This is a genomic window from Nonomuraea mesophila, assembly GCF_004352805.1.
Taxonomy (GTDB): domain Bacteria; phylum Actinomycetota; class Actinomycetes; order Streptosporangiales; family Streptosporangiaceae; genus Nonomuraea; species Nonomuraea longispora.
This window is the reverse complement of record NZ_SMLD01000276.1, coordinates 1-7,230: the sequence shown is the minus strand read 5'-3', so window position 1 is coordinate 7,230 and position 7,230 is coordinate 1. Positions and strand designations below refer to the sequence as shown.

Annotated in this window: 8 protein-coding genes; 2 read left to right on the top strand and 6 right to left on the bottom strand. The window is 72.6% G+C overall.

From position 1 onward, the window contains the following. Nucleotides 1-531: MFS transporter (locus tag E1295_RS46090; RefSeq protein WP_132641428.1), on the bottom strand; the 531-nt coding region annotated here is incomplete at its 3' end. A 177-nt stretch (nucleotides 532-708) separates the two neighbouring features. Here E1295_RS46090 and E1295_RS46085 point away from each other — a divergent pair. After that, nucleotides 709-1,338 (top strand): alpha-ketoglutarate-dependent dioxygenase AlkB, encoded by a 630-nt coding sequence (locus E1295_RS46085; RefSeq protein WP_132641426.1) that lies wholly within the window; start codon nucleotides 709-711, stop codon nucleotides 1,336-1,338. 124 nt (nucleotides 1,339-1,462) lie between these two features. On the opposite strand, the gene E1295_RS46080 is transcribed toward E1295_RS46085, so the two are convergent. The 5 genes from E1295_RS46080 to E1295_RS46060 all read right to left on the bottom strand — a co-directional run bounded on the left by E1295_RS46080 (nucleotide 1,463) and on the right by E1295_RS46060 (nucleotide 6,257). Continuing rightward, nucleotides 1,463-2,518 carry a WD40/YVTN/BNR-like repeat-containing protein gene (locus E1295_RS46080; protein WP_132641424.1) on the bottom strand — a complete coding sequence of 352 codons (1,056 nt, stop codon included), beginning with the start codon at nucleotides 2,516-2,518 and terminating at the stop codon, nucleotides 1,463-1,465. 10 nt (nucleotides 2,519-2,528) lie between these two features. Beyond that, entirely contained in the window at nucleotides 2,529-3,437 is a 909-nt protein-coding gene (locus E1295_RS46075) for an alpha/beta fold hydrolase (protein WP_166427756.1), read from the bottom strand. After that, nucleotides 3,434-3,997 (bottom strand): GbsR/MarR family transcriptional regulator, encoded by a 564-nt coding sequence (locus tag E1295_RS46070; protein ID WP_166427757.1) that lies wholly within the window; start codon nucleotides 3,995-3,997, stop codon nucleotides 3,434-3,436. The genes E1295_RS46075 and E1295_RS46070 overlap by 4 nt, the downstream gene beginning before the upstream one ends. A gap of 78 nt (nucleotides 3,998-4,075) precedes the next feature. Continuing rightward, nucleotides 4,076-4,957 (bottom strand): D-alanyl-D-alanine carboxypeptidase family protein, encoded by an 882-nt coding sequence (locus E1295_RS46065; protein ID WP_132641420.1) that lies wholly within the window; start codon nucleotides 4,955-4,957, stop codon nucleotides 4,076-4,078. Nucleotides 4,958-5,078: 121 nt separating this feature from the next. Beyond that, a complete protein-coding gene (locus tag E1295_RS46060) occupies nucleotides 5,079-6,257 on the bottom strand; it encodes a glycosyltransferase family 4 protein (protein WP_132641418.1) in 1,179 nt (392 codons plus the stop codon). A 252-nt stretch (nucleotides 6,258-6,509) separates the two neighbouring features. On the opposite strand from E1295_RS46060, the gene E1295_RS46055 reads away from it, so the two are divergent. Beyond that, nucleotides 6,510-7,208: a DUF6348 family protein gene (locus tag E1295_RS46055; protein ID WP_132641416.1), complete on the top strand. Its 699-nt coding sequence runs from the start codon at nucleotides 6,510-6,512 to the stop codon at nucleotides 7,206-7,208. The last annotated feature ends 22 nt before the right edge of the window (nucleotides 7,209-7,230 follow it).

Below are 7,230 nucleotides of genomic sequence, written 5' to 3'. Positions count from 1 at the left end.
GGCCCAGGCGATGGGCAGGGCTGCGGCCAGGAGTGCGACGCATGCGAGCACGGCCGTGGTGGCGCCCCCCACCGCCGCGAGCGCGCCCACCACCGCGGGACCGGCGAGCCCCGCCACGTTGTAGGTCATGGCGTCGAGCGCGGTGGCCCGGCCCAGCCGCCCGGGTGCGGTCACCAGCGGCAACTGGGCGGTCCAGCCGCCGGTGAGCGCGGGACCCAGCAGGCCGGTCGCGACCGCCACCCCCACGAGCGCCGCCTCCGGCACTCGGCCGAGCCCGGACAGGACCAGCAGGAGCCCGGCCGCGTACCCCGCCAGGCAGCAGGCCAGGAGCCTGCCGGGCCGCCGCGCCCGGTCGAGCAGCACTCCGAGCAGCGGCCCGCCCACGGCGGCCGAGACGGTGAGCCCGGCCAGCAACCACGACGCTGCCACAGGAGACCCTGTGACGGCGAGCCCTGTGACGAGCAGGGCGGGCCCGGACATCTCGTCGCCGGTACGAGCGGCCACGGCTCCGCCCATGTAACGCCATAACATGGGTAAGACGTTACATGGATGCTGCCCCGTGTGGGGGCAGAGTCGCCGGGAAGGGTCACAGGTGCTGGAGGCGCTTCGCGTCCAAGGACGCCCGGCCTGTACGGACTGCGTGCCGCGCAGGCCGGGCGCATCCCGGTGATCGAATGTGTGTTTGAACGATGACGTACAATCGTCGTCATGACACCCGCGTTCCAAGCATCTCTGCTCGCCCTCGACGAGGAGCTCGCGATCGGGCCGCTCGGCGACACGGTGCGCAGGACCCACCTCGCCCACGGCGCCTGGATCGACCTCAGGCCCGGCTGGCTGGCAGGCGCGGACGAGCTCTACGAACGGCTGGCCGAGACGGTTCCGTGGCACGCGGAGCGACGGCACATGTACGACCGGGTCGTCGACGTTCCCCGGCTGCTGAAGTTCTACGACGAGCACGAGAGGCTGCCCCACCCGGTGCTCGACGAGGCCAGGCGCGCGCTCAATGCTCACTACGGCGAGGAACTGGGTGAGCCGTTCCGCACGGCGGGGCTCTGCTTCTACCGCGACGGCCGTGACAGCGTGGCCTGGCACGGCGACACGATCGGCCGGGGCGGCACCGAAGACACCATGGTGGCGATCCTCTCGGTGGGCGACCCGCGCTCGCTGATGCTGCGGCCGCGCGGCGGCGGTGCCTCGATCCGCCACGACCTCGGCCACGGCGATCTCATCGTGATGGGCGGGAGCTGCCAGCGCACCTGGGAGCACGCGATCCCGAAGACCAGCCGCCCGGCGGGGCCGCGCATCAGCATCCAGTTCCGCCCGCGCGGCGTGCGCTGACCTGCCGGAAACGCCACTGCGGCGCGGTGGCCGGCGGCCGGCGGCATTCGGACGCCGCCGGTCAACGCCGCCAGCGAGCGCCGCCGGCGAGCGTCACGCGCGGACGTCGGTGTACGGGTTGTGGTCAGCGCAGGGTCAGGCGGGCGACGCGGCCCTGTTCGCCCGCCGCCCAGCACGACAGGTCCCGCGCGCACGACACCGTGTCGTACGAGCCGTCGTCGAACGTCTTCCAGCTCCGGCCACCCGTGTACGTCACATCGCTTCCGGACGGCCCGACCGCGACGGCGGCGAAGGGCGGGAAGGGCAGCCAGGTGACCCCCGACCGGTACGCCGGCGGCGGCGTGGCGGCCGCGCGCCAGGTCGTCCCGCCGTCCCCGGTGACCGCTCCGGCGCTCGGCGACTGCTGGCCGGGACGGTAGTCGCCGCCGACGGCGATGCCCCGGTGCCGGTCGCGGAAGGCCAGCGCGAAGACGCCGCGCGCCGGGTCGCCCGCCGGGATCGGGGTGTCGGCGACGCTCCACGTACGCCCGCGATCCTCCGAATGGAACACCCGCGAGCGCTCCGCCCCGCCGGCGGCCAGCCAGGCGTCCCGGCCGCCCGCCGTCACGAGGCACTGCCCGCTCGCCGCGAACCCGGCCTCGCCCGGCAGCGCCTCCGGCATGCCGTCGGCGGGCAGCACCTGCCAGCTCCGTCCGCCGTCCTCGGTCGACAGGATGCGGAACCGGCCGTCCACGGGGTCACTCATGGCCAGCCCGTGCCGCCGGTCGAAGAAGGCCAGGCAGTCGTAGAACGCCTTCGGCTCGTCGTTCCTGAACGTCTCCGTCCACGTACGCCCGCCGTCGTCGGTGCGGTAGACGCGCGAGTCCGTGTGCTCGCCGATGGACAGCGCCACCGCGCTGCGCGCGTCGAACGCCTCGATGTCGCGGAACTCCAGCGCCGCCGCGCCGGGCGGTGAGACGTTCTGCCAGCTTCGTCCGCCGTCCACGGTCCGCAGCACGGTGCCCTCGGAGCCGGAGGCCCACACCACGTGCCGGCTGACGGGAGACAGCCCGCGCAGCCGCGCCGTGACCCCGGTCTCCTTGAGCTCCCAGCCTGGCTGGGGCGTGCCGGCCTGGGCGGGCAGCGGGGCGGCGAGCACGAGGGACGCTGACAGCACGCTCAACGCGATGCGAAGCTTCATGTCGGGCAAACTAACCCAAAGGATCACCAGCGTCCATCGTTCCCTGCCCCTCGCCGAGGAACGCGCCGATCAGCGGGTTGACCCGGTCGGGGACCTGGCGGCTGGACCAGTGCCCCACGCCTTCGAGCAGGACGAACCGGCTGCCCGGGACGAGCGCGGCGGCGGCCCTGGTGCGGGCGGCGTTCACCCCCGCGTCCTTGTCGCCCTGGACGAGCAGGGCGGGGCAGATGACCTCGCCGAGGCGCGGTCTGAGGTCGACACGCATCCGCAGCGGGCCGATGGAGGCGTTCTGCCAGTCGGACGAGCCGGCTCCCGCGACCCGCACCTCCGCCATGATCTCGTCCACGACGTCGTCGAAGTCGTCGACGGGACCGGCGAAGAGCGCACGCCTGGCGAACCGGGCGACGCTCTCACGGCTCCTGAACATGGTGCTCGGCAACGTCCTGCTCAGCAGCGGCAGCTTGGCGACGAGCCAGAGCGCCTGGTGCACGACGGGCGGGAACGACAGGATCCCGGCCGGGGCCAGCGCCGCGATCCGGTCGACGCGGGAGGGGTGTTCGATGGCGTACGCGAGGGCGAGCGCGCCGCCCTGGGACAGTCCGACCAGGGCGGCCGAGGGCAGGTCGAAGTGGTCGAGCACCTGGGTGATGGCGGCCAGCAGGCGCTCGTGGGTGGCCCGTCCGTCCCAGGGGCGGCTCCTGCCCTGCTTCGGCCAGTCGAGGGCGAGAACGCGGTGCCGGGGGCTCAGCGCCGGGATGAGATGCCGCCAGCTCAGCAGGGCGTTGTCGATGCCCGCTCCGCTCAGCAGCAGTACGGGGGAGCCCCGGTCGCCCGCGCTGTAGACGTGCAGCCGGCCCTCCGGACAGGTCAGATAGGTGCCGCGGAGCCCGGACGGCTCCGCCGCCGTCCCGCCCGTCACTTCGCGCCCTTGTCCGCGCCGGCACCGGCACCGGTGCTGGCGCTGGCGTCTGAGTCTGTGCTGGCGTCTGCGGTCGCGTCTGTGGTCGCCTCGGTGGCTGTGCGGTACGCCTCCCATCGCTCCCACAGGGCCGGCAGTTCCTGTTCGAGGAACTGGTAGAGCTGGTGGACCCCGGCGAGCCGCTCCCGCCGCTCGGGCGCGCTGCCGGCCAGCACCCGCAGGCCGACCTCGGTCAGTTCCCGGAACGCGGCCGTCTTCGCGTACCGGATGGCGACCATGCGGCTCCACCCGTCGGCGGCGATGCGGAAATACTCCTGCCGTTCGCCCCTGCGGCGGACCCCTTCGACGAGACCGCTGGGGGTGAGCAGGCGGGTGGCGCTGCTGATGGAGCTGCGGCTGACCCGGAGCACGTCCGCCAGCTCCGCCGCGCTCTGCTCAGGCGGGTCGCTGATGAGCAGCCAGCCGACGACCCGGCCGGCGATCAGCGGCAGTCCCTCGCGGGCGAAGAAGACCGCGACGTCGTCGACGAACTCGAGCTCGGCTTCAGTGGGGGAACTCATGCACCGGACATTACCGTCGTTGCAGTAATGACTGCAATGACGGTAATGACCGCAACGACGGCGGAGGTGGCCTTTGGCTCAGGCGGACACGCGGGACCCGCCCCACGACAGGAGGGCCTCGGCGGTGCTGAACCGGCGGCTGGAGACGGACTCGCCGAGCAGGACGCCGACCAGCCGACGCCCCTCCGCCTCGCCCGCGAACGCCAGGGAGTAGCCCGCCGCCCGGGTGAAGCCGGTCTTCAGTCCGATCGCGCCCGGCGTCCCGAGCAGCCTGTTGGTGTTGCGCCAGTTGTAGGCGCGGTGGTCGTCGGTGGCGGCGAGCGTGTGCCGCCGTGTACCGGCGACCTCCTTGATCAGCGGCACGTCGAGAGCCTTGGCCGCCAGCAGGGCCTGGTCCGCGGCCGTGGAGTAGCCGTCGCCGCGCGGGGTGGGCAGGCCGTCGGCGTTGACGTACTCGGTGTCGGACATGCCCAGCTCGCGGGCGGTCGCGTTCATCCTGGCGACGAATTCCTTGACCCCGGGGCCGTACGTGCGGGCCAGCGCGTGGGCGGCGTCGGCGCCGGAGGGGAGCATCAGGGCGTACATCAGTTCGCCGACCGTGAGACGGTCCCCGGGGCGCAGGTCCGCGGTGGTGCCGCCGCCGTCCTCCGCGTACGCGACGTCCTCCGCCTTGATGCGGACCACGTCCGAGGGCTTGGCGGACTTCAATACGACATATGCGGTCATGGTCTTGGTCAAGCTGGCGACCGGCATACGCTTGCCGGCGGCCTTGCTGAAAAGCACGTCGCCGGACTCGGCATCGATCAACTGGGCCGCGCGGCCGTACACTGCGGGGGCGTCGGTTTCCACGGCGGCGACGGCGGGCGCGGGCGGCGCCTGGGCGCCGGCAGGAGTGGCGACCCCGGTGACCAGGGCGGCTGCGCCTGCCAAGGCGACGAGAGGGGCTTTCCTGATACGCATGACGACAGGGTGCCGCCCTTTTTGGCGTGCTGTTGACAAAACGCACAAAATTTCATGACCGACGGCCTGAAAGCCCGATATTTCGGGGGTTTTCGTTAGGTAAATCTTTTGCCGGGAACGCCTATCGATCGTGCCAGAACGTCCCCGTGACCCGTTCACCGTGCGCCAGCTCTGCGAACAGATCCTCCCAGAGTGGCATCACCTGCTCCGGTTCGTAGGCCTGCGCGGTCTCCGCCGCCGCCCTGCCCATGCGCACCCGCAGGTCCCGGTCGGAGACGACCCGGTTCAGGGCATCGGCCAGCGCGTTCACGTCCCGCGGCGGCACCAGCACCCCGTCCGCCCCGTCGGTCAGCACGTCCCGTGGACCCGTCGGGCAGTCGAAGGCCACGACGGGCAGCGCGTGCGCCATGGCCTCGATCATCACCATGGGCAGGCCCTCGAACCGGGAGCTCAGCGCGTACACGGAGGCGTTCGCCAGTTCCAGCTCCAGCCCGTCGGCACGCCCGGCGAGCGTGACGTGCCCGCCCAGGCCGAGGCGCTCCACGAGCCCGCCGAGCTCCGCCTTCCTGGCCCCTGTGCCCAGGATGCGCAGCCGCCATTCCGGATGCTCCGACACCACTCGCGCGAAGGCCTCGATGAGCAGGTCGAAGCCCTTCTGCGGGGTCAGGCGCCCGGCCGCGACCACCACGGGGTTCACCTGCCGAGACGGCTCCCGGTCCATCCGGTGGACCGCGTTCGGGATCTGCACGATCGGCGCCCCCGGCAGCAGCCGCTCGTACTCGTGCCGGTTCGTGCGGGTCAGTACGGTGATCGCGTCGAGGCGGCCGTAGTGGCGGGCGATCTGCCCGCGAATGGTCTCGGGATAGGCCGAAAGGTTCATGTGCTCCTGCGCGACCGTGAGCACCTCCTCGGACGCGCGGCGGGCCGCGATCAGGTTGAGCGCGGGCCGCGTGGTCACGAGGACCCCGTCGCGGAGCGCCCGCACGTAGTCGATCGCCGCGCGCTCCACCCGTTCGGTGAAGTACGCGGCCGCGAACTCCCCGCGCGGCACGATCTTCCTCCGCAACCGGCGCCACGCCCTGCGCCCGAGCGAGTCCGGCAGCCGGCCGCCACGCTGGTCCACGAGCGTCACGATGGGCACGCGCGGATCGAGCCTGAACTGGGGCCGCTCGCGCCGGCGTACCAGGCTGACCACCTCGACGTCGTGACCCGCGGCGGCCATCGCGTTGGCCTGGTTGACGACCGTGCGGATGGTGCCGCCCACGCCGTAGGCGTGCAGCATGAAGTAACGGATCTTCATACGGCGTGCTCCCCGGCTGGGCAGCCGCGTACCCGCACGTCCGGGGTGGGCGGCACGCGTGCGGCGGGCGCGCGAGAGGAGGCGGGACCGGACCTGGCCGGCGTCGTGCTCGATGTTCCCTGCCGGTTCATGCCGGTGCAGAGTAACGACCGTTCCTGGCAGTTGCCTGGCAACGGCGGGGCGCGCGTCCGCGCGCATGATGATCAAGACTCGCTAGGGTGGCCGGAGCGGTGCCCGGCGAGGTCGAGAGGGATGAGCATGGACGAGGTACGCCCGGAGGACGACGTGATCCTGGGCATGATCGCCGAGCGCCTGAGCGCGGCCATGGGCAGGCCGTGGCAGGTCGAAGGGGGCATGGCCAAGGGGCCGGGCACGCTCGCCGTCGTGCTGGGGGACGACCACGCCGGCGGTCCGCGCCACCTCGACCTCGACTTCGTGCTCAACGTCGACCGCCCCGCGGACACCACGATCAGCGACTGCGTGGCCGGATACGGCGGCACCACCGAGGAGGCGCTCGACCGGGCCGTCCAGGTGTGGCTCGGCACGACCGGCAGCGCCCTGCTAGAACTGCTCGTCCAGGACGGCTCGCACGCCGGCCACTTCGGCCCCGGCGACCCCGACGGCTTCGCCGGCTGGCACGCCATCCACGGCGGCATCGTCGGCTGGGGCACCGGCGACGACCACGAGGCGGTCCAGGGGTGGGCCGTCCAGCACGTGCTCCTGCCGGACCTGGCCCCCGCGCTGAAAGGCACGTTCGAACGCGAGCGCCTGATCGGCGTCAAGGCGTTCTTCGGCGGGGGAGAGGGCACCGAGACGGCCGAGATCCGCGTCAACGGCGCCTACCACGAGGCGGCCTCGCGGGCCCTGGCCGAGCTGGACTGGCCGCGCCCCGAGCGGGGCCTGTCGTACGCCCGCACGTTCGTCCTGCTGGTGCACGACGAAACCGCCTGACCCCCGCCCGCCGCCCGTCTGC

Excerpts from the sequence above, each read along its gene's own strand:
- E1295_RS46070 (WP_166427757.1), bottom strand. The coding sequence starts at position 3,997 with ATGAGTTCCCCCACTGAAGCCGAGCTCGAGTTCGTCGACGACGTCGCG.
- E1295_RS46055 (WP_132641416.1), top strand. The coding sequence starts at position 6,510 with ATGAGCATGGACGAGGTACGCCCGGAGGACGACGTGATCCTGGGCATG.
- E1295_RS46060 (WP_132641418.1), bottom strand. The coding sequence starts at position 6,257 with ATGAAGATCCGTTACTTCATGCTGCACGCCTACGGCGTGGGCGGCACC.
- E1295_RS46085 (WP_132641426.1), top strand. The coding sequence starts at position 709 with ATGACACCCGCGTTCCAAGCATCTCTGCTCGCCCTCGACGAGGAGCTC.
- E1295_RS46065 (WP_132641420.1), bottom strand. The coding sequence starts at position 4,957 with ATGCGTATCAGGAAAGCCCCTCTCGTCGCCTTGGCAGGCGCAGCCGCC.
- E1295_RS46080 (WP_132641424.1), bottom strand. The coding sequence starts at position 2,518 with ATGAAGCTTCGCATCGCGTTGAGCGTGCTGTCAGCGTCCCTCGTGCTC.